The 26,714-nt window shown below is 46.3% G+C and carries 26 protein-coding genes and 2 tRNA genes; 10 read left to right on the top strand and 18 right to left on the bottom strand.

The genetic code is table 11. The features are described 5' to 3' along the window. Positions 1-7 precede the first annotated feature (7 nt). The 9 genes from mrdA (at position 8) to DEU30_RS01135 (ending at position 8,381) form a co-directional block, all read left to right on the top strand. The gene (mrdA, locus tag DEU30_RS01175; RefSeq protein WP_011234204.1) at positions 8-1,903 is read left to right on the top strand and encodes a penicillin-binding protein 2; all 1,896 of its coding nucleotides are present in this window, start codon (positions 8-10) and stop codon (positions 1,901-1,903) included. Continuing rightward, positions 1,890-3,008, top strand: coding sequence for a rod shape-determining protein RodA (gene rodA / locus DEU30_RS01170; protein WP_114981539.1), 1,119 nt, complete (start codon positions 1,890-1,892; stop codon positions 3,006-3,008). The genes mrdA and rodA overlap by 14 nt, the downstream gene beginning before the upstream one ends. Before the next feature lie 17 nt (positions 3,009-3,025). Beyond that, complete coding sequence (mltB, locus tag DEU30_RS01165; protein ID WP_110012610.1) at positions 3,026-3,997, top strand: lytic murein transglycosylase B; 972 nt, start codon at positions 3,026-3,028, stop codon at positions 3,995-3,997. Beyond that, positions 3,984-4,811, top strand: coding sequence for a septal ring lytic transglycosylase RlpA family protein (locus tag DEU30_RS01160; RefSeq protein WP_011234207.1), 828 nt, complete (start codon positions 3,984-3,986; stop codon positions 4,809-4,811). Before mltB ends, DEU30_RS01160 begins: the two co-directional genes overlap by 14 nt. A gap of 62 nt (positions 4,812-4,873) precedes the next feature. Next, the gene (locus DEU30_RS01155; protein ID WP_011234208.1) at positions 4,874-6,031 is read left to right on the top strand and encodes a D-alanyl-D-alanine carboxypeptidase family protein; all 1,158 of its coding nucleotides are present in this window, start codon (positions 4,874-4,876) and stop codon (positions 6,029-6,031) included. Positions 6,032-6,043: 12 nt separating this feature from the next. Beyond that, positions 6,044-6,310: a DUF493 family protein YbeD gene (ybeD, locus tag DEU30_RS01150; RefSeq protein ID WP_011234209.1), complete on the top strand. Its 267-nt coding sequence runs from the start codon at positions 6,044-6,046 to the stop codon at positions 6,308-6,310. 44 nt (positions 6,311-6,354) lie between these two features. Continuing rightward, positions 6,355-7,020 carry a lipoyl(octanoyl) transferase LipB gene (lipB, locus tag DEU30_RS01145; protein ID WP_114981540.1) on the top strand — a complete coding sequence of 222 codons (666 nt, stop codon included), beginning with the start codon at positions 6,355-6,357 and terminating at the stop codon, positions 7,018-7,020. Next, positions 7,004-7,972: a lipoyl synthase gene (gene lipA, locus DEU30_RS01140; protein WP_016341310.1), complete on the top strand. Its 969-nt coding sequence runs from the start codon at positions 7,004-7,006 to the stop codon at positions 7,970-7,972. Before lipB ends, lipA begins: the two co-directional genes overlap by 17 nt. Before the next feature lie 16 nt (positions 7,973-7,988). After that, entirely contained in the window at positions 7,989-8,381 is a 393-nt protein-coding gene (locus tag DEU30_RS01135; RefSeq protein ID WP_011234212.1) for an MAPEG family protein, read from the top strand. On the opposite strand, the gene DEU30_RS01130 is transcribed toward DEU30_RS01135, so the two are convergent. From DEU30_RS01130 to rlmE, 17 genes are all read right to left on the bottom strand, one after another. Continuing rightward, complete coding sequence (locus DEU30_RS01130; protein ID WP_114981541.1) at positions 8,349-9,506, bottom strand: peptidase; 1,158 nt, start codon at positions 9,504-9,506, stop codon at positions 8,349-8,351. The two genes, DEU30_RS01135 and DEU30_RS01130, sit on opposite strands and share 33 nt — an antisense overlap. Positions 9,507-9,517: 11 nt before the next feature. Then, on the bottom strand, positions 9,518-10,402 hold the full coding sequence (gene nlpI, locus DEU30_RS01125; protein ID WP_114981542.1) for a lipoprotein NlpI: 885 nt from the start codon (positions 10,400-10,402) through the stop codon (positions 9,518-9,520). 124 nt (positions 10,403-10,526) lie between these two features. Then, positions 10,527-12,677, bottom strand: coding sequence for a polyribonucleotide nucleotidyltransferase (pnp, locus tag DEU30_RS01120; RefSeq protein WP_114981543.1), 2,151 nt, complete (start codon positions 12,675-12,677; stop codon positions 10,527-10,529). Between the two features lie 180 nt (positions 12,678-12,857). Further along, entirely contained in the window at positions 12,858-13,127 is a 270-nt protein-coding gene (rpsO, locus tag DEU30_RS01115; RefSeq protein WP_011234216.1) for a 30S ribosomal protein S15, read from the bottom strand. Positions 13,128-13,224: 97 nt separating this feature from the next. Then, positions 13,225-14,157, bottom strand: coding sequence for a tRNA pseudouridine(55) synthase TruB (truB, locus tag DEU30_RS01110; RefSeq protein ID WP_114981544.1), 933 nt, complete (start codon positions 14,155-14,157; stop codon positions 13,225-13,227). Then, entirely contained in the window at positions 14,157-14,543 is a 387-nt protein-coding gene (gene rbfA, locus DEU30_RS01105) for a 30S ribosome-binding factor RbfA (protein WP_034820154.1), read from the bottom strand. The genes truB and rbfA overlap by 1 nt, the downstream gene beginning before the upstream one ends. 18 nt (positions 14,544-14,561) lie before the next feature. Next, positions 14,562-17,252, bottom strand: a complete 2,691-nt coding sequence (gene infB / locus DEU30_RS01100; protein ID WP_034820151.1) for a translation initiation factor IF-2 — start codon at positions 17,250-17,252, stop codon at positions 14,562-14,564. Between the two features lie 26 nt (positions 17,253-17,278). Continuing rightward, a complete protein-coding gene (gene nusA, locus DEU30_RS01095) occupies positions 17,279-18,778 on the bottom strand; it encodes a transcription termination factor NusA (protein WP_011234220.1) in 1,500 nt (499 codons plus the stop codon). 26 nt (positions 18,779-18,804) lie between these two features. Then, positions 18,805-19,263, bottom strand: coding sequence for a ribosome maturation factor RimP (rimP, locus tag DEU30_RS01090; RefSeq protein WP_114981545.1), 459 nt, complete (start codon positions 19,261-19,263; stop codon positions 18,805-18,807). Between the two features lie 176 nt (positions 19,264-19,439). After that, positions 19,440-19,516 (bottom strand) — tRNA-Met (locus tag DEU30_RS01085). Between the two features lie 75 nt (positions 19,517-19,591). Next, a tRNA-Leu gene (locus tag DEU30_RS01080) sits at positions 19,592-19,678 on the bottom strand. 6 nt (positions 19,679-19,684) lie between these two features. After that, a complete protein-coding gene (secG, locus tag DEU30_RS01075) occupies positions 19,685-20,026 on the bottom strand; it encodes a preprotein translocase subunit SecG (protein WP_034820144.1) in 342 nt (113 codons plus the stop codon). Between the two features lie 4 nt (positions 20,027-20,030). After that, on the bottom strand, positions 20,031-20,789 hold the full coding sequence (tpiA, locus tag DEU30_RS01070) for a triose-phosphate isomerase (RefSeq protein ID WP_114981546.1): 759 nt from the start codon (positions 20,787-20,789) through the stop codon (positions 20,031-20,033). An 87-nt stretch (positions 20,790-20,876) separates the two neighbouring features. Further along, entirely contained in the window at positions 20,877-22,217 is a 1,341-nt protein-coding gene (glmM, locus tag DEU30_RS01065) for a phosphoglucosamine mutase (RefSeq protein ID WP_011234224.1), read from the bottom strand. Then, entirely contained in the window at positions 22,214-23,029 is an 816-nt protein-coding gene (gene folP, locus DEU30_RS01060) for a dihydropteroate synthase (RefSeq protein WP_034820142.1), read from the bottom strand. The genes glmM and folP overlap by 4 nt, the downstream gene beginning before the upstream one ends. A gap of 70 nt (positions 23,030-23,099) precedes the next feature. After that, the gene (gene ftsH, locus DEU30_RS01055; RefSeq protein WP_011234226.1) at positions 23,100-25,046 is read right to left on the bottom strand and encodes an ATP-dependent zinc metalloprotease FtsH; all 1,947 of its coding nucleotides are present in this window, start codon (positions 25,044-25,046) and stop codon (positions 23,100-23,102) included. A 41-nt stretch (positions 25,047-25,087) separates the two neighbouring features. Beyond that, entirely contained in the window at positions 25,088-25,714 is a 627-nt protein-coding gene (gene rlmE / locus DEU30_RS01050) for a 23S rRNA (uridine(2552)-2'-O)-methyltransferase RlmE (RefSeq protein ID WP_114981547.1), read from the bottom strand. A gap of 91 nt (positions 25,715-25,805) precedes the next feature. Between rlmE and yhbY the strand changes: the two genes are divergently transcribed. Then, entirely contained in the window at positions 25,806-26,102 is a 297-nt protein-coding gene (gene yhbY, locus DEU30_RS01045) for a ribosome assembly RNA-binding protein YhbY (RefSeq protein WP_011234228.1), read from the top strand. Here yhbY and DEU30_RS01040 read toward each other — a convergent pair. After that, positions 26,077-26,625 (bottom strand): hypothetical protein, encoded by a 549-nt coding sequence (locus DEU30_RS01040; RefSeq protein WP_114981548.1) that lies wholly within the window; start codon positions 26,623-26,625, stop codon positions 26,077-26,079. The two genes, yhbY and DEU30_RS01040, sit on opposite strands and share 26 nt — an antisense overlap. Between the last annotated feature and the right edge of the window lie 89 nt (positions 26,626-26,714).

Raw genomic sequence — 26,714 nt, 5'->3', positions numbered from 1 at the left:
AATAATAATGCGTCACCGCACCCACATACGTGATCATGACTCCGAAGCGGCCGTTTTTGGGCGACGTGTACTCGTTGCTATGGTGATTGTTGTAGCTGCTTTTATTGCTCTGGCGTCAAACATGTATCACCTACAGGTGAGTGAACATAACGAGCTTCAGACGCGCTCTAACGATAACCGGATCAAATTACTCCCTCTGGCGCCGAATCGGGGCTTAATTTACGACCGCAACGGTGTTTTATTAGCAGAAAACACACCAATTTACAGTCTGGATGTTACCCCGGAAGAAATCGATAATCTTGAGCAGACCCTAAGTCAACTTCAGCAGTTACTCGACTTTCCTGACAGCACTATTGAGCGCTTCTACCGGAATCTAAAAAATCAGCGGCGTTTTAATAATGTGCCCTTGCTCGATGAATTGAATGAAAAACAGCTGGCAGTTTTTGCGGCACATCAACATAAGTACCCAGGCATAAGCATCGAAGCTCGTTTGATACGAAACTACCCTCACAAAGAGTTATTAACACACGCAGTTGGCTATGTTGCCAAGATCAACCCAAGAGACGTCGAGAGCCTGCGTGAAAGTGGCGAACTACCTAATTACGCCGCCAGCCGGACGATAGGAAAGCTCGGTATAGAAAAATACTACGAGAAAGATCTCCATGGCGAAGTCGGCTATCAGAGTGTTGAGGTAAATAACCGAGGGCGTGCAGTCAGGACATTGAGTATTGAAGCGCCTAAGCCGGGTCAGGACATCGTTCTGGAGCTGGATCTTGAATTACAGAGAAAAGCTGCGGAGTTACTAGGTGAGCAACGCGGCTCTATTATATTAATGGATGCCACCACCGGTGGGATACTGGCTATGGTCAGCACGCCCAGCTACGATCCAAATTGGTTCGTCAATGGCATTTCGGTTAAGCAGTATCAATCGTTGTTGAATTCGACTCAGAGTCCGTTGCTTAACCGCGTAACTCAAGGGGCTTATCCTCCGGCATCAACCATCAAACCTCAAATCGGTTTGCTCGGATTAGAAGAAGGCACCATTGACGAAGATACTCGCATATGGGACCCCGGCTGGTTTGAAATAAAAGGCGTTGACCGACGCTACCGCGACTGGCTGGCCTGGGGACACGGCTGGGTCGATGTAGAAAGAGCCATTACTGAAAGCTGTGATACATTTTATTACGATTTAGCCCTTAAGCTCGGCGTCGATAAGATATCCAGTTTTATGGCTGAGTTTGGTTTTGGCGAAAGAACAGGCATCGATATTCACGAAGAAGTCTCTGCATTAATGCCATCTCGTGGTTGGAAAAGAGCGCGTTTCGGTCAGCCCTGGTATGCGGGCGAAACTCTTTCTGTCGGTATTGGTCAGAGTTACTGGACGGCAACACCTATGCAACTAGCCGTTGCAACGGCCATGGTTGCAAATAAAGGTGAGCACCTTATTCCCAGGCTGCTTCGCGGTAAAATACAAGACGGTGTATTTGAAGAAGCTTTAATCGCCCACCGGGAAAAATTGACCTTATCCGATAGCAGCAACTGGGAAGTTATCACTAAAGGGATGCGTAACGTCAACATGTCACCCAAAGGTACAGCGCATAGAGCGTTTAAAGACGCGCCCTACTCGTCGGCAGGCAAAACCGGAACAGCTCAGGTCAGAAGCCTCGGACAGGAAGAGGAATATAATGCAGAAGATATCGCCGAGCGCTATCGCGATAATGCGATGTACGTGGGTTACGCTCCGGCAGAGGATCCTGAAGTTGTTGTTGTGGTAGCAATAGAAAACTCTCTTGGGGGCGGCGGAAGTGTCGCCGCACCGGTAGCAAGAAAAATATTAGACGTCTGGCACACCCGATTTAACAATGGCAAAAAACAGCAGGAAGAAACAAATGCTGACAACTGAAGAACGCCAAAGAAGTCCGCTACTGAAAAAACTGCATATTGATGGGCCACTGCTGATTCCTTTGGTTGTGCTCTCAGTTCTTAGTTTATTTGTTATTTACAGCGCTGCCGGGCAGGATCTGGAGGTCGTAGAAAGGCAGTCGATACGTATTGGGTTATCGTTTGTTGTACTTTTTGTAGTTGCACAAATTCCACCACGTGCCCTGTCACGCTTTGCGGTGCCAGCCTTTGGTGCCGGGGTTCTGCTGCTAGTGGCCGTACTTGTTTTCGGGGAAATGGGGAAAGGCGCTCAACGGTGGCTGGATATAGGCCCTTTAACCATACAGCCGTCAGAAATAATGAAACTTGCCATGCCCCTTATGCTGGCCTGGTATATGAATCAACACCCTATTCCGCCCTCCATTTATCGATTGTTTGGCGCTTTAGTGCTGGTGATTATTCCAACCTTACTCATTGCCCGACAACCCGACTTAGGGACTTCTCTGCTGGTTGCCTGCGCTGGACTTTTCGTTATATTTTTGGCTGGACTAAGCTGGAAGTTAGTTACCGCCGCGGCTATTTCTGCTGCGGCTTTTACCCCTGTGCTCTGGTTTTATCTTATGCACGACTACCAGCGTCAAAGAGTGCTCACTTTTTTAAACCCCGAGCGTGATCCTCTCGGTTCCGGTTACCACATTATTCAGTCAAAAATTGCCATCGGCTCAGGCGGCATTGATGGTAAAGGCTGGCTTCAAGGAACTCAATCTCAACTTCAGTTTCTACCAGAACGTCACACCGACTTTATTTTTTCTGTTTTTAGTGAGGAGTTCGGCCTTACCGGAGTTATCCTTCTGCTTGCCTTGTACGGCTTTGTTATTTTACGAGGCCTAATTATTGCTCTACAAACCCAGGATATCTTTTGTAAATTACTGGCCGGTTCATTAACACTCACCTTCTTTGTTTATGTCTTTGTAAATATTGGTATGGTTTCAGGACTATTGCCAGTGGTTGGGGTACCATTACCTTTAATCAGCTATGGTGGCACGTCGATGGTGACACTTATGGCCGGCTTCGGCATGCTCATGTCAATTGCGACCCATCATCGCTTAGTTATGAAAAATGGCTAAAAAAACAGGGAAACTATATGCGCACCTTATTAGGATTAGCGTTGCTAACCGCAACAAGCAGCTTTGCTGCAAATGCTCAGGAGCAGAGCCCTGAGGTTGAAGATTTTATTCAGCAGCAAGTTGAGCAGCACAAGCTGGACGAAGAGCAAGTTCGCCAATGGCTTTCGACAGCTCGGAAAAACGACGAGGTTCTTGAAGCCATTCAGCGTCCATGGGAAGCCAAGCCCTGGTATCAATACTACCCAATTTTCTTAACTGAAAAACGCTTAGAAGCGGGCGTTAAGTTCTGGAAAAAACATAAAGAAACGCTGGAACGTGCAGAAGCTGAATACGGTGTACCTGCTCAAATCATAGTTGCAATCATTGGCGTCGAAACCTTTTATGGCAATTATATGGGGAAATATTCCGTTCTGGATTCACTCTACACTTTAGGCTTTCATTACCCCCCCCGTTCAAGTTTCTTCCGTTCCGAACTTAGCGAATTCTTTCAGTTAGCATCTGAAGAAGGTTGGGACGTAGCCGAAGCAAAAGGTTCCTACGCCGGTGCTATGGGTTTCGGTCAGTTTATTTCCTCCAGCTATCGGCATTACGCGGTGGACTTTGACAACGACGGACAAAGAGACATTTTGACGAATCCGGTCGATGCTATCGGCAGTGTGGCTAATTATTTTGCAGAACATAAATGGCAGCAAGGCCAACCTGTAGCACAGCCTCTTGGTAATGAACAAGACTGGAAAGCGTTAGTCAGCGACGGTATGAAACCCAATACCACGCGTTCCGAAATTAAGCGTAAAGGCTATGAACTTCCGCAGCATAAGGCGGTTAATAATGGTACCGAGGTCAGAGTATTTGAGTTTGAAACAGAAAACGCTCATGAATACTGGCTGGGATACGACAACTTCTATGTGATTACCCGGTATAACCACAGTCCACTTTACGCGATGGCTGTCTACCAGTTTAGCGAGCAACTGAAAAATGAAGTGCAGTAATTTATCCACCTTAATGCTGAGCGTGTTTTTGCTCAGTAGTTGCTCCAGCGGTCCCTCCGGCCGATACTCTCAGCATGAAGACAGTGCTCCGACTCGTTTACCTACTGAGTCGGAGTTACGCAGTGCCGTTCCCGTACATGAGCCTATCAGTCCTCAGGGGAATCGGGACTATCGGGTCTTAGGCAATAATTATGAGGTAATGGACAGTGCGGTAGGGTATGTCGAGGAAGGTTATGCCTCCTGGTATGGAAATAAATTTCATGGGCATCTGACTTCGAATGGTGAATATTATGATATGTACAGTATGTCAGCGGCTCATACCCGGTTACCTCTGCCTACTTATGTAAAAGTCACTAACTTGAACAACGACCGTACCGTCACTGTTAGAGTAAATGATCGCGGGCCATTCCATCCTGAACGTATTATCGACTTGTCATTTGCGGCGGCTTATAAGTTGGGTATGTTGGATAGTGGTACAGCCCCGGTTAGAGTTGAAGCCATTAATTTAAAAACGCCAATGCGAGTCGAAGATCAGTCTGCCCCGGGAAGCCAATCGAATTATCATATTCAATTGGTGGCTTCATCAGATATTAACCGTTTATCGCAGTTAAAACGCAACCTGCCGCCCAAGTTCCAGGAAATTGCAACTACAGAGAAAACGGATGGTCTACATAAATTAATGCTGGGTCCGGTTTCAGAACAGAAAAGCTACGATTTACTCGAGCAAATACGATCTTCCGGATACCCTCAAGCTTTTCGCGTAAAGGCGGCGCAAAGTCAGACGGATACTCCTGACGCTGTGCAACAAAACTGATATAATTCGGCCTCTTTACGCATTTGATTCACTTTTTGACCGATAAGATAAAGATAATCCCAATGAAAAAAATTTGTCACCTTTTTACTGCCGTAACCCTATTATTCAGCTCAGCAAGCTTCGCCGCTCAGTCATTAGTTCCCGATGCGCCGTCGGTTAATGCGAAAGCCTATATTCTTATCGATCACACTACTGGCAAAGTGTTAGCAGAAAATAATTCCCGTGAAAGCCTGCCCCCGGCCAGCCTGACCAAAATGATGACCAGCTATATTATTGGTAAAGAAATGCTAGCTGGCCGCATTAGCGAGAAGGATATTGTTACTGTAAGCGAAAATGCCTGGGCCAAAAACTTCCCTGAGTCATCCAAAATGTTTATCGAAGTTGGCAAAGAGGTCAGTGTTAAAGAGTTAAACCGTGGCATCATTATTTCCTCTGGTAACGACGCCTGTGTTGCAATGGCTGAACATATTGCGGGAAGCGAAGACGCTTTCGCTGGGTTAATGAATAATTATGCTGAACAAATAGGCATGAAGGACAGTCACTTTGCGAACAGTCACGGGCTGCCTGATTCTGAGCAATACGTCTCCGCTCGTGATATGGCCACGTTAGCAAGTGCTTTAATAAATGAGACTCCTGACGAATATAAACTCTACTCAGAAAAGTCTTTTACCTACAATAATATTAAGCAATACAATCGCAACTCATTGCTATGGGATCGGAGCTTGAACGTCGATGGCATTAAAACCGGCCATACTAATGAAGCGGGTTATAGCTTGGTTTCTTCCGCCGTTGAAGACGGAACCCGATTAATTGCTGTGGTTATGGGAACTAACAGTGAACAAGCGCGTAAAGTTGAAAGCAAAAAACTGCTTAACTACGGATTCCGTTATTTCGAAACCGTAAAAGCATATTCTGCCGGCGAAAGCTTCATTTCCCAACGTATTTGGGGTGGAGATTTAGATGAAGTCGAGCTGGGTATTAGTGAAGATGTCGTTATCACCTTACCTAAAGGTCAACGTGATAAATTAAAAGCTAACTTTGAGCTTGATGAGCAGCTACAGGCACCGCTTTCCAAAGGTCAGCATGTAGGCACAGTTTACCTTCAGCTAAATGGCGAAGATGTAGCTTCATTTCCGCTGGTAACCTTACAAGCTGTCGAAGAAGGTGGATTCTTCAAGAAGATGATGGACTATATAAAACAGCAGTTTACTGAAGAATAAAGGTTTAGATAGATGCAAAAAACTCGTTTTGACGAACTGGTCGATTTCCCCTGTCACTTTACTTTTAAAGTGATGGGGGTTGCTAGTGACAGCCTTCCTGATCAGGTTGTGGAAGTTTTACAAGAGCATGCTCCGGGCGACTACAGTCCTTCCGTAAAGCCCAGCAGCAAAGGCAACTACCACTCAATTTCTGTTGCTGTGCGTGTCGAAAGCCAGCAGCATATCGAAATATTGTATCGTTCACTCTCAGATATCGAGGACGTTCGCTACGTTCTGTAGCGGCAGGACTAGCCGTTGTTGCTGACAAACGTTATAATGGCGGCATGAACGATACCCTAATTATCCGTGAATTGGGCAGGCAGCCATACGAACCCGTATGGCATGCTATGCAAGAATTCACTGACCAACGCGACGAACATACTGCCGACGAGCTGTGGGTGGTCGAGCACGATCCTGTATTCACTCAAGGACAGGCGGGAAAAGCTGAGCATATTCTCGCTCCGGGTGATATTCCGGTTATCCAGGTCGACAGAGGCGGACAGGTTACCTATCACGGTCCGGGTCAGCTTGTTATTTATTTCCTTCTTAATATCCGTCGTCTTAATTATGGTGTCCGTCAACTCGTTAACCACATTGAAAACACCGTCATTGCAACCCTTTCCGACTACGAAATTGATGCCAAAGCGCGTCGAGACGCTCCTGGAGTTTATGTAAATACAGATAAAATTTGCTCTCTGGGACTGCGTATTCGTAAAGGCTGTTCTTTCCACGGATTGGCCTTGAACGTCAATATGGATATGGAACCTTTTTCCCGAATAAACCCTTGTGGTCTTTCGGGCATAAAAATGATTCAAACTAAGGATCTCAATGGTCCTGATAGCTTTAGTGAAGCGGCTGATGCAGTGATAAAACACTTTACCAGCTCTCTTTCCTACAGCAACATTCTTCAACAAACGGGACTCGCTCAAGATTATGTCAAAGCCAGTTAGAGTTGAACCTGGTGTCAAAATGCGTGACGCCGATAAAATGGCACTGATACCAGTACAAATTATTCCCACCGAACGCGATCAGATGTTGCGTAAGCCGTCGTGGCTGAAGGTGAAGTTACCTTCTTCAACTGAGCGTATTGATGAAATTAAGCAAGCAATGCGCAGCCATGGTTTGCACTCTGTTTGTGAGGAAGCATCCTGTCCAAATTTACCGGAATGTTTTAATCACGGTACAGCCAGTTTTATGATCCTGGGCGACATCTGTACACGTCGTTGCCCATTCTGTGACGTTGCTCACGGTCGCCCTCTTCCTCCCGATCCGGAAGAAGCTGAAAAGCTGGGCAAAACCATCCGCGACATGAAAGTAAAGTATGTCGTAATTACATCGGTTGACCGTGATGATTTACGCGACGGCGGTGCTCAGCACTTTGCGGACTGTATTCGTGAAATTCGTGAGCACAGTGAGAACAACATTCAGGTAGAAGTGCTGGTACCGGATTTTCGTGGTCGTATGCAGGTTGCAATCGATATTCTCAAAGGCGAGGCGCCTGACGTATTTAACCACAACCTTGAGACCGTGCCACGCCTGTATAAGGCAGCTCGTCCTGGTGCAAATTACCAGTGGTCTTTAGACTTGCTGCAAAAATACAAAGAAGTTCGGCCGGATATCCGGACTAAGTCGGGACTTATGGTCGGCCTTGGCGAAACCAAAGAAGAAATACTGGAAGTCATGAAAGATCTTCGTGCGCACGATGTCGACATGTTGACTATCGGACAGTATTTGCAGCCTAGCCGCCACCATATTCCGGTAGCACGCTACGTGCACCCCGACGAGTTTGAAGAGCTGCGTGTTGCTGGTGTCGAAATGGGCTTTAGCCACATTGCCAGTGGACCGCTCGTACGCTCGTCTTATCATGCTGATTTACAGGCAGCAGGCGAAACCGTACGTTAATTAAGGAATAGTGACCATGAGCCTTTTATTGTGGTGTTTACTCATTGCCGGAGTCTTGCCAATTTTGGCTAAGGCACCTGTGGTTTACTTTCAGAACCGCGATAACGGTTATGACAATAAACATCCCAGAGCTCAACAGCAACGGTTACTTGGGCGTGGAGCCCGGGCCGTTGCCGGTCACTATAATGCCTATGAAGCTTTCCCATTATTTGCCGCAGCAGTATTGGCAGCCCTGGCAACTTCTCAGATCACTGACCGAATTGAATTTTTAAGCATTTCATTTATTGTACTTAGAGTGCTCTATCACATTGCTTATTTAAGCAACTATGACAAACTTCGTTCACTTATTTGGTTTCTGGCAACACTCTGCCCAGTGCTAATTCTGGCGCAAGTCGCTATTAGCGTCTAAATCAAAAGCGTTAGTTTTTTGCTCCAGCAATCTTAAGTAGATTTCTGGCCATAGTTTGGTGTCGTGCCGCTCCATAGCGGTTCTAGTATTAACAGGGCGCCATGCTTGTCTGTCATCTATAGCGTTACAGGTATCCGCTTTAAAAAGGCCGACAACGGCTTCCCCAGAGCTTCCTAAACGCCACTTCCCTTGCTTCTTAATCGCAATATCTTGCCAGGAACTGAGTTCATCTTTCCACGGTAGCCTTTGATAAATCGCTTTGATCTGCTGGGCTGAATACTCATTATGAGCTTCTGTCACAATAATATTCAGACTGTCATGGTCATAATAGCCGTAACAAAACTTCTGGGCGAGTACTTCTGACATTTCGTATTCATCAGCGAACCCCATCCAGTGTCCTAGCTCATGTTGAATAACCGCTTCTGAACTGTCAGTCGTTAAAGTCAGTGTCTGACTATTGGCACTGGCAATGCCTTCTTCGGCTAATATTACCTGCCTATCAAAACTTTTTTCAAAATGACAACTTGCCCGTTTTCTCTGCGTATCGGTTACACAAGATAAGTTTTCGTCCAAAGTAAAGCTAACGCACCAATTCTGAGTATCAAAAGGTGCATTTTGTACCGCGGACAAAAAGTTAAGATAACGTCGTTTTTCCCCAGAATCCGCTGCAACGACATTAATTTCCATATCACACTGACCATTATTCTTATAGCGTTCAATCAATTCAAGCTTGCTCTGCAACCAAGGTTCTCTCGAATCGCCCCAGCGGTTCTGCCATTGATTTATTGATGTTTTCTGATCGGTTAATTCAGCACTAGCTACCTGCCGTTGAGCCGCCGGGTCACCAGCAGCAACGGCCAGTTCAAGCCAGGTGTCATTTGCTCTCGGAAATTCGTCAATTAAACTTTCTATGGCCGGGAAATAATGCTGCTTTGCCGACCGCTGCCACCAATAATAAGCAGCGGTACGGTTATCAAGTTTCCAGTGATGATTTGCCAGTTGATTTTGTGCCTGGGCATTACCCTGATGCGCTAACCTGCTGAGCTCTTGTTGGTGGTTATGAACCTGATGAGACCACCCACTTAAAGCAAGCAGAAACAACACAATTAAGAGTCCGGCTTTCACTCCTTTTCTCTTTAACGACTAAGTAACGATTCACGAATACGGGTTAACTCAACCGACGCATAACGGTGTTCAACGAAGCCATACACATTGGTCATTAGAGCCAATTTAAAATAGTTAACAGCCTGCAGTTGCTCTCCTTTCATTTGCATGTATTTGCCAAGGTAAAAATAGGCTTCACACAAACGTTCAGTCAGCTTTTCCGACTCGCCTAAGTTACGAGTCATACGTTGTAAAAACTCTTCTTCAGAAAGTTTCTCGGCATACAGTTGTACAATCTGATACCCCCAGTCGGACTTATCCAGTTTCTCAGCGTTTTGCTTCAGACTTTCTTGTGCCAGTTCAGCATCATTTTCATGTTCGGCGAGAAACAGCCAAATAACACGATAAGGATCATCGGGTTCTTTTTCCAGATGGTATTCTAAGTCTTCCTGAGACAGTTTCGTTCTGGCGTCGTAATACTCAGCTATACCACGGTTCAAATAGGCGTAGCGATGTTCGGGGTTTAGTTCAATTGCTGAATCAAAAGCCTCGTAGGCGTAATCAAACTCTTCTAATTGCGTATATTGAATCCCTAAGAAATTATACGCATCGGCCAGTCTAGGGTTATATTCTAAAGCCCGGGTAAAATCCATTCTCGCAAGAGTTCTTAAGCCTACTGCATCGTATAGCGCGCCGCGACGGTAGTATAACTCTCCGCGCTGTTCTTCGGTTAAGTCTTCTCTTAACATTTGCGCAATGCGTGCCAGCTCAATTTCATAGCGAAATTCAGCCCGCTCAGGCTCAGCGAGTACCACAGTATCAGGTAACTGGTTAAATGAACTTTGCGAGGCACACCCCGTCATGGCGCCTAATAACAACAAAGCTCCAATGAACCTAACACTTCTGCGCTCTTGCATAATTTTATCCTTAAATAAACACTGGCCTCTATTACAGCACATTCAACGCCATTCAGGCAAAAAGCAGACATAAAAAAACCCCGTTTAAACGGGGTTTTCAATAAAGCTGAGAAAATCTTTACGATTATTCTTCGCTTTTGGTTTCTTCTTCAGCTGCTGGCTCTGCCGGCGCTTCAGTTGCTGGTTCTTCTTTTTTCTCAGCTGCTTCTTTCATGCTTAAACGCACGCGGCCCTGACGGTCAATTTCCAGTACTTTAACCGGAACAACATCACCAACTTTCAGGTATTCGTTTACGTCGTTAACACGTTCTTCTGCAATTTGAGAAATGTGTACTAAGCCATCTTTACCTGGCAGAACAGTAACAAAGGCACCGAAGTCTACGATACGCGCTACTTTACCCTGGTAAATTTTGCCAACTTCAACGTTAGCCGTTAACTGCTTGATTTTCTCAATAGCGGCATCGGCATCAGCCTGGTCGCTTGCTGCAACTTTAATAGTACCGTCGTCACCAATCTCAATGTTGGTATTAGTTGACTCAGTCAGCTCGCGAATAACCGCTCCGCCTTTACCGATAACGTCTTTGATCTTGTCCTGATCAATTTTGATGGTGGTAAAGCGAGGTGCATAAGTAGACAGCTCTTCACGGTGACCGCCTATAGCTTCGTCCATCACTTTCAGAATGTGTAAGCGAGCTGATTTAGCCTGCGCTAATGCACTTTCCATGATGTCACGAGTGATACCATCAATTTTAATGTCCATTTGCAGCGCAGTAATACCATCGGTGTTACCGGCTACTTTAAAGTCCATATCACCTAAGTGATCTTCGTCACCAAGGATATCAGACAGAACAACATGCTTGTCGCCTTCTTTGACCAAGCCCATAGCAATACCCGCTACAGAAGACTTGATTGGCACACCCGCATCCATCAACGCCAGTGAAGAACCACAAACTGAGGCCATTGAACTTGAACCGTTTGATTCAGTAATTTCTGAAACCACACGAATAGTGTATGGGAATTCGTCGTGGCTAGGCATAACAGCCTGAATACCACGCTTAGCCAAACGACCATGACCAATTTCACGACGTTTCGGCGAACCAACCATACCCGTTTCACCAACACAGTATGGAGGGAAGTTATAATGCAGCATGAAGCGATTCGTGTTCATACCAGTCAGCTCATCAATCATCTGAGCATCACGGTCAGTACCTAAAGTCGCAGTTACCAACGCCTGAGTCTCACCACGGGTAAACAATGCTGAACCGTGAGTACGCGGTAATACACCAGTCGCCACACTAATAGCACGAACCATGTCAGGGTCGCGGCCATCAATACGCTTTTCACCAGCAATAATACGGCTACGGACAATATCACTTTCCAGATCGTGGAAGATTTTGCCGGCTTCTTCTAAATCGACATTTTCATCTTCAGCAGTCAGCTTCTCGACCATCTGCTCTTTAACCTGGTCAAGCTTACCTTTACGTTCTGCTTTGTCGGTAGTGCGGTAGGCTTCGCCAATACCTTGCTCTGCCAATTCACGTATTTTAGTCTGCAAACTTTCATCTTTTGCAGGTGCCTGCCAGTCCCACTTCTCTTTGCCTGCTTCTGCAGTAAATTCAGTAATGGCTTTGATAACGTCCTGCATTGCTTCGTGACCATACATAACGGCACCAAGCATTTGGTCTTCAGACAGCAGTTCAGCTTCTGATTCAACCATTAAGACAGCTTTATCAGTACCAGCAACCACAAGGTCCAGCTTCGAGTTTTCTAACTCATCTGCGGTTGGGTTTAATACATATTCATCGTTCACGACACCAACACGAGCTGCACCGATTGGGCCTGCGAAAGGAACACCAGAAATAGACAGTGCTGCTGAAGTACCAATTAAGGCAACAATATCAGGATTAATTTGAGGGTTTACAGAAACAACAGTTGCAACAACTTGCACTTCGTTCATGAAACCATCAGGGAATAATGGGCGAATTGGACGGTCGATTAAACGACAAGTCAGAGTTTCATTTTCGCTTGGACGGCCTTCACGCTTAAAGAAGCCACCTGGAATTTTACCGGCTGCGTAAGTTTTCTCTTGGTAATTTACCGTTAATGGAAAAAAGTTTTGCCCTTCGCGAGCTTCTTTTTTCGCAACCACAGTGACCAGGACTGTTGTGTCATCGATGCTGGCAAGCACAGAAGCAGTCGCCTGACGTGCTATTACGCCAGTTTCTAAAGTGACTGTGTGCTGACCGTACTGAAATTGTTTAGTTATTGGATTCACGTTGCTTTCCTTTACCTTCAAAATATAGAGTATCCGGATTGATACTCGTCTTCTCTCTTTATTTATCTCATCGCATAGTATAGGGGAATTGTGACGAAATTAAGACCCATAAGCCTAAAAAAGAATACAAAAAAAGGGCCTGAAGGCCCTTTTAATTTTATTCTTTTCAGAACGTTTGTCTTAGCGACGGATGCCAAGACGTTCTACGATAGCTACGTAACGTTTTTCGTCTTTACGCTTCAGGTAATCAAGTAGCTTACGACGACGGCTAACCATACGTAGCAGACCACGACGTGAGTGGTGATCTTTCTTATGTTCTTTAAAGTGGTCTTGTAATTCAGCCAAGTTTTTAGTTAAAAGCGCAACTTGCACTTCAGGAGAACCGGTATCGTTCTCGCCTTGGCCAAATTCTTTTAAAATCTCAGCTTTCTGTTCAACAGTTAGTGACATGCTAACTCCTAAGTTTTGTCAAAATGATCGACGCCAATCACTAATTCAGCATCGATATGAAGGCGGCGATTATACTCGTCAGCCGCCGTAAAAACAACTATAAATCCACATGCTCCCGCGCAATAACCCGACGCGGCCATAATTCCGCATTTTTCACCCGTGCAACACCAAGAAATAGCGAGTTTTCTGTGGCAACGCGCCATTCTTCTGCGTCATTTCCATTTTGCTCAGGTAAAGGAATCGGCTGTCCATGCAAAAAGTCGCGAGTTTGCGCTTGAGTCACTGTTACCTCTGGCAATTGTCCCAGTAGCAAATCAGCCGGATGCAATAACGCATCGAGACCTTCATAGCCCTCTTCTGCTAACGTTTCCAGTTGTTCCAGGGTCACCATAGCGGCTTCAGCTATGTCGGCTACTGCGTTACGGTGTAGCATGGATACGTGAGCACCACAGCCTAATAACTGACCCAGGTCATCAACTAAAGTACGAATATAGGTACCTTTGCTGCAACTCACTTGCAGGGTCACTTTATTGTCCTGAATATCCAGCAGTTCGATAGAGTGGACGGTGATTGTGCGCGTTTTTTTCGGTACTTCAATGCCTTGCCGCGCATAATAATATAATGGACGGCCTTCGTGCTTCAGTGCCGAATAAATAGAGGGAGACTGTTCCTGTTCACCAATAAACTGCTTTATTGCATCGGCAACCTTAGCGGCATCAACTGCAACCTGCTTTTCCTCAACCACTTCGCCTTCGGCGTCACTGGTGGTTGTTCTTACCCCCAGCGTAGCTTCAACCCGGTAGGCTTTATCGGCATCCAACAGATATTGCGAGAATTTGGTCGCCTCTCCGAGACAAACTGGCAGAATACCGGTTGCCAGAGGATCCAGCGCACCAGTATGACCGGCTTTTTGTGCATTATACAGGCGCTTAACACGCTGCAGGGCATGGTTTGAACTCATGCCCTGCGGTTTATTCAATAATACTACGCCCGTGAGAGCACGGCCTTTGCGTAGACGAGCTTTAGACATTAATCGTCTCCGCTGTTTTCGCTGCTTTTCTTATCTCGTTCACGAGCTTCCGCAACCAATTTGCCCATACGAATCCCTTCATTTAAAGAAGCGTCGTGCTGAAATTTTAGTTGCGGAACAATGCGTGCTTTGATGCGCTTACCCAATAAAGATCGAATGAAGCCTGAGGCTTCATTCAACACTTTTAACGCCTGCTTAATTTGCTCAGGGTCATCCTGGAAAAAGGTAACAAACACTTTGGCATAAGCTAAGTCACGAGAAACTTCCACGTCGGATACTGTGACCATGCTAACGCGAGGATCTTTTATCTCACGTTGCAGGATCATAGCGATTTCTCGTTGTAGCTGATGCCGTACCCTTTCGGTACGGCTAAACTCTTGAGCCATAAATTCCTGTGTCCTTGATTACAGCGTACGTTCAATCTGAATGGTTTCGAAGACTTCGATTTGGTCGCCTTCTTTGACATCGTTGTAGTTCTTAACACCGATACCACATTCCATGCCGTTACGAACTTCCTGAACGTCATCTTTAAAGCGACGTAAAGATTCCAGCTCACCTTCGTAGATAACAACGTTATCACGCAATACGCGAATTGGAGCAGAACGCTTCACCACACCTTCAGTTACCATACAACCAGCAATGGCACCAATCTTAGGTGATTTGAAGACATCACGAACTTCGGCTAAACCAATAATCTGCTGTTTAAACTCAGGCTGCAGCATACCGCTCATTGCCGCTTTAACTTCGTCAATTAAGTCGTAAATAACACTGTAATAGCGTAAGTCGACACTTTCCTGTTCAACCAGTTTTCTGGCCGCAGCTTCAGCACGAACGTTAAAACCAACAACAATGGCATTTGAGGCACTGGCCAGAGAAATATCGGTTTCGGTGATACCACCAACGCCGCTACCGATGATGTTCACTTTCACTTCATCAGTTGACAGTTTGGTTAAGGCATCAGAAATCGCTTCCAGTGACCCTTGTACGTCAGACTTAAGTACAATATTAAGCTCAGCAACATCACCTTCGGCCATGTCCGCAAACATGTTTTCCAGTTTCGCTTTCTGTTGCTTAGCTAATTTCACATCACGGTATTTACCCTGACGATAGTTAGCAACTTCACGCGCTTTACGCTCGTCTCTGACAACCGTTGCTTCATCACCCGCCTGAGGAACACCAGACAGACCCAGTATTTCTACCGGAATTGATGGGCCAGCTTCTTTAATTTCTTTACCGGTTTCATCGCGCATCGCACGAATACGACCGTATTCAAGACCACAAAGTACAACATCGCCCTGCTTCAGCAGACCGCGCTGAACCAATACCGTTGCTACCGGGCCGCGGCCTCGATCCAGGCGTGATTCAACCACAATACCTGAGGCCATACCGGTTTTCTCTGCACGTAAATCCAATACTTCAGATTGCAGCAAAATAGCTTCTAACAGTTCATCAATACCGTCACCGGTGTGCGCTGACAATGGAATGAACTGAACATCGCCACCCCAGTCTTCAGGAATAACTTCCAACTGCGACAACTCGTTCTTCACACGATCTGGGTCAGCGCCTTCTTTATCCATTTTGTTGATAGCAACAACCAGAGGAACGCCAGCAGCTTTTGCGTGCTGAACCGCTTCTTTGGTTTGCGGCATAACACCATCATCCGCAGCGACTACCAGGATAACAACGTCTGTTGCGCCTGCACCACGTGCACGCATAGAAGTAAAGGCGGCGTGTCCCGGAGTATCCAGGAAAGTCACCATGCCATGACCCGTTTCAACGTGGTATGCACCGATGTGCTGAGTAATACCACCCGCTTCGCCTGATGCAACTTTGGCTTTACGAATGTAATCCAGCAACGATGTTTTACCATGGTCAACGTGACCCATAACAGTAACGACTGGTGCACGAGGTGCCTCTTCTCCGCCTTCCTGGCGGTCAGAAAGCACTTCTTCTTCCAGCGCATTATCTTTCACCAACGCAGGTTTATGACCCAGCTCTTCAACCACTAAAGCGGCTGTGTCTTGATCAAGAATCTGGTTAATGGTGACCATCTCGCCCATTTTCATCATGGTCTTGATAAGGTCACTGGCTTTAACTGCCATACGGTTAGCAAGTTCACCAACGGTAATGGTCTCACCAATTTTCACATCACGTTCAACTGGCTGAGCTGGTTTGTTAAAGCCCTGTTGCAGCGACGACCCGCGACGAGCACCTTTACGACGCTTCTCGCGGCGTGGGGTATCATCGCTTTCTTCATCTTTACGACGACGCTTTTTACCGCGTTTGCGGCTTTTACGTTCTTCGTCAAAATCTTGTGCGTCTTCAGCTTCTTGCGCAGTAGATGACGTTGTAAAATGCACGTCTTCTTTTTCTTGCTGTTTACGTTTCTGCTCTTCTTCTTCCCAGCGTTTTGCGTTTTCTTCCGCCAGTTTACGAGCTTCTTCCGCTTGCGCTTCCGCTTCTTTTTCCGCTTTTTTACGGGCTTCTTCTTCCTGTTGACGCTTCAGTTTTTCAGCATCGGCTTTCGCTTTGTCTGCCGCTTCACGCTCTTCAGGTGTCATTGCAGCACGTTTTTCAGCTTCTGCTTTTTGACGCTCTTTCTCTTTTTCTTTGCGCAGCTTTTCTTTTTCAGCTTTTTCTTTCTCAGCTTTTTCGCGTTCTGCTTTAGCCTTGGCTTCCGCTTCTTTACGCTGCTGTTCTTCTTCGCGCTGTTTTTCTTCTTCGCGAAGCTTCGCTTCTTCCGCTTCTTTCTCTTGCGCTAAGCGTTCTTGTTCTTCACGTTCCTGTTCTTCGCTTGCTGAACGTTTCACGTAAGTACGCTTTTTACGCACTTCTACCTGAACGGATTTAGAGTCTCTTCCGCCACCAACGCTTAACGTACTTTTTGTTTTGCGCTTTAAAGTCATTTTGCTGGGTTCAGAGCTGCCGCCACCGCCGTGCTGACGATTCAAGTGAGCCAGTAATTTCTGTTTCTCTTCTTCGTTAACAGAATCACCCGCTTTCTTGGTCATGCCCGCTTCAGCGAACTGCTGAACCAGACGATCAACTGTTGTACCGACATCTGTGGCCAGCTTATCGAGCGTTACTTCTTCCATAGTCTGTTGTACCTCCGCTGATCGTTCTACTGTTCTTCATTGAACCAGCAAATATTGCGAGCTTTCATAATTAAATCGCCAGCCTGCTGTTCATTTAATTCTTCAATATCGGCTAAGTCGTCAACACCCTGTTCCGCTAACTCTTCCAGAGTTGTCACGCCTTTGCTGGCTAATACATAAGCCAGGTGACGCTCCATTCCTTCAAGGTTCAACAGTGTGTCATCTGGTTCAGCCGATTCCAGAGATTCTTCGGTAGCCAGAGCTTTCGTGGTTAAATAAGCACGTGCTCTGCTACGCAATTCTTCTACGATATCTTCGTCCATCCCTTCAATATCAAGGAATTCTGCAACCGGGACATAAGCCACTTCTTCAAGTGAAGAGAAGCCTTCATCAACCAGTACATTGGCAAAATCTTCATCGATATCTAAAGTCGATACGAACAAGTTCAATAGACGCTGAGTTTCAGCTTCATTTTTTTCGTTGAACTCGTCTTCGGTCATAACATTCAGTGTCCAGCCGGTTAGCTGGCTGGCCAGGCGAACGTTCTGTCCACCTTTACCAATAGCTTGAGCCAGGTTATCTGCCGCAACCGCAATATCCATAGTGTGTGCATCTTCATCCACAACTATAGACGCTACTTCAGCAGGCGCCATCGCGTTAATGACGTACTGTGCCGGGTTATCATCCCAAAGCACAATATCTACGCGCTCGCCACCAAGCTCACCGGATACCGCCTGAACTCGTGCACCGCGCATACCAACGCAAGCCCCAACAGGGTCTATACGCTTATCGTTACTCTTAACCGCAATTTTAGCACGCGAACCCGGGTCTCGGGCAGCACCGCGTAGCTCAATCATCTCTTCGCCTATTTCAGGCACCTCGATACGGAACAATTCCAATAAGAAGTTAGGATTGGTTCTGCTTACAAATAACTGTGCTCCACGAGCTTCTGGACGAACGTCATAGAGCAAACCGCGAATGCGATCACCTGGACGCACAGATTCACGCGGTAACATTTCGTCACGATAAATAATCGCTTCCGCGTTATTACCTAAATCCAGAATAACGTGTTCCCGATTCGCACGCTTAACAATACCGCTGACCATTTCACCCACTTGCTCACGGTATTCATCAACAACCTGAGCTCGTTCGGCTTCACGTACTTTTTGTACGATAACTTGTTTTGCAGTCTGGGTCGTAATACGGTCAAACTGTATCGAATCAATTTGCTCTTCTACGTAATCACCGGCTTGTACCGATGGATCTTCGTATTGCGCTGCTGACAAGCTAATTTCACGGTAAGGATGCTCTAACCCTGAATCCGTGTCTTCAACGACTAACCAACGACGGAAGGTATCAAATTCGCCGGTGGTGCGATCGATATCAATGCGAACTTCAATATCGCCGTCGTACTTCTTTTTGGTCGCATGAGCCAATGCTGACTCTAACGCTTCAAATATTTTTTCGCGTGGTACTGCTTTTTCGTTTGAAACCGCTTCTGCGACTAACAGTATTTCTTTACTCATGAGTGCTGCCTCGCCAACGCAATCTTTTAATCAAATGCCGGAACCAGGTGAGCGTTCTTCACATCACGCATATTCACCTGAAGAGTATCGTTATCAACGGCAAGGGTCAGTTCTTCACCCTCAACCGCAATCAATTCTGCCTTAAATTTTCTTTTGTTTTTTTGCGCCGCTACTAACTCAAAAGCAACGGTTTCATTTATATAAGGCTGCATTTGTTCGGCATTAAAAAACGGTCTTTCCATTCCTGGAGAGGACACTTCCAGGTTGTATTCAACATTAATAGGGTCTTCAACATCCAGCAGTGAACTGACCTGATAACTCACTTCTGCACAGTTATCCACACTGATGCCTTCCGGATGATCGATATATACCCGTAAAGTTGAAAACTTACCGGCGCGAATAAATTCTACGCCCCACAATTCAAAGTCCAGCGCTTCTACCGCTGGGCGAATTATATCGGTTAACCGTTCTTGCAAATTTGCCAATTACTGCCTCCTGAAACAAAAAAAGGGCGCAAGCGCCCAGTGTTCTGGCTATCCTAGGATAGCTAAGGCCGCATAGCAAAAAGCCCCGAGCTGCTGCGGGGCTTTCTGAACACTGGACCCTTTGTCAGTTATTTTAGCAAAAGCGACGCCTTAATGCGAAACGCTGCTACTAAAATTGGTTGCGGGGGCAGGATTTGAACCTACGACCTTCGGGTTATGAGCCCGACGAGCTACCAGACTGCTCCACCCCGCGTCCGAAACTTGTTGCACATTATACGTATTTTTCGTTTATTTTCAACCTCTGAGGCAACAATCAGAGAGCTAATTTTGGTGCAGAAGGCGGGACTTGAACCCGCACGCCCGTAAGAGCACTACCCCCTCAAGGTAGCGTGTCTACCAATTCCACCACTTCTGCAAAATCTTAGTCAATTGGCGGCACGTCAGATTCAGACTCTGACTTATCATCCGCTGGAGGTAACTCTTGCTCTTCAGCCGGAACTGAAAGGTCTGAGAAGTCATTTGACGACTCATCAGTAGAGGTCGATAAGTTACCCAACACCAGGCTCAGAATGAAAAACACTACCGCTAACCCGGCTGTTGCCCGGGTCAGGAAGTTACCTGAACCTGATGAACCAAAAACAGTGTTCGATGCGCCTGAGCCAAAAGATGCGCCCATGTCTGCGCCTTTGCCTTGTTGCAGCATAATAAAGCCAATTAAGACCAAAGCGACAACGAGAAATGCGATCATCAAAATTTCGTACATAATTTTACCCTTGAGCAGCTTGGCAAATAGCAACAAAATCTGATTCTTTCAGACTTGCGCCACCTATCAGGCCGCCATCAATGTCTTTTTGCGCAAATAATTCGGCAGCGTTGTCAGCTTTAACTGAGCCGCCGTACAATAACGGCATTTTCTCACCAATCGCGCCAAATTGCTCTACCAGTAACGCTCTTAATTTTGCATGAACGTCCTGTGCTTGTTCTGGTGAAGCCGTTTCTCCAGTACCAATTGCCCAAACAGGCTCATAGGCCAAAACAATTTTACCGGCTTGCTCCTTAGGAAGATCAGCTAAAGCCGCTTGCGCTTGCTGTGCTACAACTTCCCAGGTGTTTCCCTCATCGCGTTGTGCTTTATTCTCACCAACACAAATCACCGCTTTCATACCGGCATTAACCGTAGCCAAGGCTTTCTCATTCACCATTTTGTCGGTTTCTGCGAACAGCTGCCGACGTTCTGAATGTCCCACTAACACATAGCTAACACCAAACTCTTGTAGCTGTGCGGTTGAGATTTCGCCGGTAAAGGCACCACCAGTGTGTTCAGATACATTCTGAGCACCAATGGCAATGTCATCGTAATAACATTGATTAGCCAGCTCGCCAATAAGGGTGAACGGAGGACAAATGACTAACTTAACTTGCTGAAGCTGATTAAGTTTTTCCCGCAAAGCCGCCGACATTGTTTTCGTTAGCTCGCGATTTCCGTTCATTTTCCAATTTGCAATCACTAGTGATGCATTAGGCATAGTTTGTCCTCTACTCCAGAGCGCGGGAATAGTAGCGAAACACTCGCCAACTTACAAGCGAGATTTTCACCACTATCCGCTAACTGTTTAATTTGTAGCCGCTTCGACCTCGTTCGCAATTTGCTGAGCAAAGGCTTTTACCTTAGCTTCGTTCTCACCCTCGACCATTACGCGAATTAAAGGTTCAGTGCCAGACTTACGTAATAAGACCCGACCAGTGCCTGCTAAAGCGCTCTCAACTTCACGAACAACGCTTTTCACATTTTCTGATTCCAGCGGCTGTTTATCGCTCTCAAAGCGGACATTAATAAGTACTTGCGGCAGCTTATGAAAGTCGCAGCTCAGTTTCTCCAGAGACTTTTGTTCCTGATACATAGCTGCCAACACCTGCAGGCCAGCTATAATGCCGTCCCCAGTAGTGTGATGCTGACGGTTTATAACATGGCCGGAGTTCTCTCCCCCCAGATACCAGTCACGCTTAACCAGTTCCTCAATAACATAGCGGTCACCGACTTTTGCACGAACGAATGGAATACGCCGTTTATCCAGCTCCTTCTCCAAAGCAAAGTTGGTCATCAAAGTACCAACAACCCCGCCCTGAAGCTGTCCCTGATTCTGCGCAGTAACAGCGAGCATATAAAGAATTTCGTCGCCATCAATGGGGCGTCCGTTTTCAGTCACCATCATGATGCGATCGCCATCGCCGTCAAGCGCTATGCCAAGGTCGGCTTTGGTTTCCAGTACTTTATTCTGCAATGCCGTTAAGTGCGTTGCACCGCACTCTTTATTAATATTGAGGCCATTGGGCTGCGTGCCTATTTCGGTCACTTCAGCACCAAGTTCCCGAAGCACATTAGGCGCAATGTGGTAAGTAGCGCCATGGGCGCAGTCAACCACGATGTGAAGCCCTTCCAGCGTCATTTCGTTGGGGAATACGCTTTTACAAAACTCAATATAACGTCCTGCGGCATCATTAATGCGTTTTGCCCGCCCTAACTCTTCGGAAATAACGCAGTCCATAGGCTCGTCCAACAAACGTTCAATTTCCAGCTCAACCGCGTCAGGAAGCTTGTGTCCGTTATCAGCAAAAAACTTAATACCATTATCATAATATGGGTTATGAGAGGCGCTGATCACGATTCCGGCAGCAGCTCTGAACGTGCGTGTAAGATAAGCAATTCCGGGAGTGGGCATAGGACCTAAGAAGTCCACGCCAACACCAGCAGCGGCTAAACCAGCCTCCAGTGCTGACTCAAGCATATAACCAGAAACCCGGGTGTCTTTGCCCACTAATACGCGACTGGTACCCTTAGCGGCTAGTACACGCCCAGCGGCCCAGCCAAGCTTTACGGCAAATTCAGGGGTTATCGGGAATTGCCCGACACGTCCGCGCACGCCATCAGTGCCGAAATATTTACGCTCACTCAAAGGTGTTCTCCTTCTATAGTTGCTGCAACCACTTTCATCGCATCAACTGTCTCCTTAACATCATGAACGCGAATTATACGTGCTCCTTTCATTGCTGCAATGGTTGCAGCCGCTAAACTGCCTGCTAAGCGATCTTTTACTTCACGTCCAGTAACATGACCTATCATGCTTTTTCGCGACATTCCCACCAATAACGGCAACTGCAATTCGTGAAACGCCTGCAAACGTTGCAATAACTGGTAGTTATGTCGCTGCGACTTGCCAAAACCAAAACCAGGATCCAACCAAATCCTCTCGCGTTCGATACCCGCTTTTTCACACGCTATAACACGCTCTTGCAAAAAAGTCTTAACGTCGCAAACAACATCATCATAATTAGGGTTGTGCTGCATACTTCGTGGCTCACCCTGCATGTGCATCAGACACACTTCTGCGTTTGTCGCTGCCAGCGCTTCCAGAGCACCTTTCTCACGCAAGGCATTCACATCATTAATTATATTGGCGCCAACTTCTATCGACTCTGTCATGACTTTGGGTTTGGTTGTGTCCACCGAAATAGCAACATCAAAACGGTCTCTTACCGCCTTTACCAAAGGAACAACTCTGTCCAACTCTTCCTGTTCAGCAACCGAATAAGCACCAGGGCGGGTTGACTCCCCACCAATGTCCACAATGTCAGCGCCGTCTTTGATCAGCTGTGCAATGTGGTCTATTGCATCATTTAGGCGGTTGTACTCACCCCCGTCTGAAAATGAGTCCGGAGTGACATTAACAATTCCCATAACTCGCAACGGCTTTGGATTTTTCGGCATGGCTTAGCTCCGCTAATAACTGTGTCCTACAAAAAAGCCACCTCGCGGTGGCTTTTTAAAAGAATCAACGTTAAGAAGTCGCATCCCCGGGTTTATCAACATTAATGGGGCGGTCCGGACGTTCTTCGGTGTTCTCTGCCTTAGCAGCCCCACCGTCAGAATCGTTACCACCACTGTCTCTGTCATCCCAGTCTTTTGGCTGACGAACATCGCGACGGTTCATCAAGTCATCAATTTGGTCGGCATCAATAGTTTCATAGCGAACTAATGCGTCCTTCATTGAATGCAAAATATCTTCGTTTTCTTCCAGCAGCTTTTTCGCTCGCTGATAATTACGGTCGATAACTGACTTCACTTCTTCATCAATAGCGCGCGCAGTGTCATCTGACATGTGCTTGTGCTGGGTTACCGAGCGACCGAGGAATACTTCATTTTCATCTTCGGCGTACAGCAACGGCCCCATTTTCTCCGACAGTCCCCACTGGGTAACCATTTTACGAGCAATTTCAGTTGCACGTTCAATGTCGTTAGAGGCGCCGGTGGTCACTTTATCGTTACCATAAATAATGGCTTCTGCGAGACGTCCACCGAATAAGCTTGAAATCATACTTTCAAGATGCTGTTTACTGTGGCTGACACGATCCTGCTCTGGCAGATACATGGTCACACCCAGTGCGCGGCCTCGTGGAATAATCGATACTTTGTAGACTGGATCATGTTCTGGCACAAGGCGACCAACAATGGCGTGGCCGGCTTCGTGGTAAGCGGTCATCGCTTTTTCATCATCCGTCATAACCATTGAGCGGCGCTCTGCACCCATCATGATCTTGTCTTTTGCTTTATCAAATTCTTCCATTGAAACGACGCGCTTGTCGCCCCGGGCAGCAAATAGCGCAGCTTCGTTAACTAAGTTCGCTAAGTCCGCACCAGAAAAGCCGGGTGTACCACGAGCAATCACTGACGGTTTAACGTCATCACCCAATGGTACTTTACGCATGTGCACTTTAAGAATCTGCTCACGACCACGAACATCCGGTAAACCAACGATAACCTGACGGTCAAAGCGGCCGGGACGCAATAATGCAGGATCTAAGACATCTGGACGGTTAGTCGCGGCAATAACGATAATGCCTTCATTACCTTCAAAGCCATCCATTTCAACCAGCATTTGGTTCAATGTCTGCTCACGTTCATCGTGGCCACCACCGAGTCCGGCACCACGTTGGCGACCCACGGCATCAAGCTCATCAATAAAGATAATGCATGGCGCAGATTTTTTCGCTTGTTCAAACATGTCACGAACACGGGAAGCACCGACACCAACAAACATCTCAACGAAGTCTGAACCGGAAATGCTGAAGAACGGTACTTTTGCTTCGCCAGAAATAGCTTTTGCCAGCAAAGTTTTACCCGTACCCGGAGGTCCGACCATAAGAACGCCTTTCGGTATTTTGCCGCCCAGACGCTGAAACTTAGAAGGGTCTTTCAGATAATCAACAAGCTCTGAGACTTCTTCTTTGGCCTCATCACAACCCGCAACGTCTTTGAACGTTGTTTTTGATTGCTCTTCATTCATCAGCTTGGCTTTGCTTTTACCAAACGACATGGCCCCACGGCCGCCACCGCCCTGCATCTGACGCATGAAGAATATCCATACACCAATTAACAACAGCATTGGGAACCACGAAATAAAGATAGATGCCAGAATACTCTGCTCTTCCGGCGGAGTACCTTGTGTTTCTACATCGTTTGCCAACAAATCATCCAGAATTTTTGGATCATATTGAGTTGGTACAACGGTTTTATAAGACTGACCATTGCGAGTCATACCTGAAATAGTGCGTCCATCATCACCAAATTCAGCACGACGAATATTGCCATTATTAACCTGAGATACAAATTCGCTGTATACCATGGTTGATGATGACGTTCCGCTCGGACTGAAGCTCTGAAAAACGCTCATCAGTACGACGGCTATTACAAGCCACAAGATGAGATTCTTTGCCATATCGCTCAAAGCCTATTACCTCTATTAAAAATCAACTACCCAACAGGGTACTACAGTTTATAGTCTGTCGCTACCAAGTAGACCTCTCTCGAACGTGCTCTCGAGGACTCTGGTTTTCTCGTTTTCACATCGTTAAACGCTGCTCGTACATCTTTCAGGAAAGATTCAAAACCTTGCCCCTGAAACACTTTGACGGCAAAACTTCCGCCGGGTTTCAAAACCTGATTGCACATGTCCAGCGCCAGCTCTACCAAATACATAGAGCGTGCCTGGTCCACCGTACCATTGCCACTCATATTAGGTGCCATATCAGACAGCACCACATCAACATTCTTACCACCGATACGTTCCAATAAAGCGTCTAGTACCGATTCTTCACGAAAATCGCCCTGAAGAAAATCGACTCCGGCGATTGGGTCCATCGCTAAAATATCACAAGCAATAATCTGACCGTCACCATTAAAGTAGTCGGCAACGTATTGTGACCACCCACCCGGGGCCGCTCCTAGATCAACGACGGTTTGACCTTTTTTGATCAGTTTGTCCCGTTTTTGTATTTCTTCCAATTTAAAAACAGCGCGGGATCGTAATCCCTTCTTCTGTGCTTTTTGGACAAACTGATCGTCAAAATGTTCTTTCAGCCAGCGCTGACTACTCACACTGCGTTTTTTTCCCATGATTTAACGAAGTTTCCTTAATTGTCTGGCCTGAATACCTGATCTGGCGTTACAATGTTAAAAAATCAAGCTCTAAAACGGATATTATCGAATGTCATTAAGTAATAAGCAAAAACAGCATTTAAAAGGTTTAGCACATCCGCTTAAACCCGTCGTACTACTTGGGGCTAACGGCCTTACTGAAGGTGTTCTTGCAGAAATTGAGCAAGCACTTGACCACCATGAACTGATTAAAATAAAAGTTCCGGAAGAAGACCGCGAGCTCAGAAAGCAAATTATGGCAACCATTGTACATGAAACAGGTGCCGCTGAAGTGCAAATTATCGGTAAAACACAAGTGATATACCGTGCTGCAGAAGAACCTAAGATTCGTCTTCCTCGCGGGTAATTCTTTGAATCGCAGGCTTAAGAGCTAATGCTTTCGCTACTAACTCTAATGCCTGCGATTTCTCCATCCACTTATCGGTAGTGGAAAAATACGCATCCAGCATCAAAGTCATGCATTTTTCGTCATCTTGCAGCCCGTAGACTTTCAATAACGGCTCTATCTTCTTGTGAGCTTTTAAAAACTCAATTCGCCGTTTGCGTTCTTCCTCTACCACACTGCTCTTAACATAGTCACCCTGAGTATAAGTGTAGCTGGGTTCATGCAAGGTATAACCCGGAGCGAAAAACCAGTTAAGAGAAATTCTTTCTTGCAGTAGTTTACGGATAATTTCGGCAAAAGGTAACTTGTTACTACGTTTCCAGTTGGCATAGTCGTTGGCGTTGCGGCCTAACCACACAGAAACATCTTTATAAGTTGCCTTCTGTGAGATGAGTTTTAAACGCTCGAAACACTCCGTGACAGTGAGTTCATCAAGAGGTGTATATTGAAGAGTATTAAATGATAGTGACTGTTCCTTGTCCATTGTCATCTTCTCTTGTAAATTTAATGTTAGAAAAAAGATAAGAGCAAACTATACAATAGATAGTATAAAAAACAAACAGGAATGTATTT

It is taken from the genome of Idiomarina sp. 017G (genome assembly GCF_004362265.1).
Taxonomy (GTDB): Bacteria; Pseudomonadota; Gammaproteobacteria; order Enterobacterales; family Alteromonadaceae; genus Idiomarina; species Idiomarina loihiensis.
The sequence above is the reverse complement of the archived record's forward strand: the minus strand, read 5'-3'. Positions and strand labels throughout refer to the sequence as shown.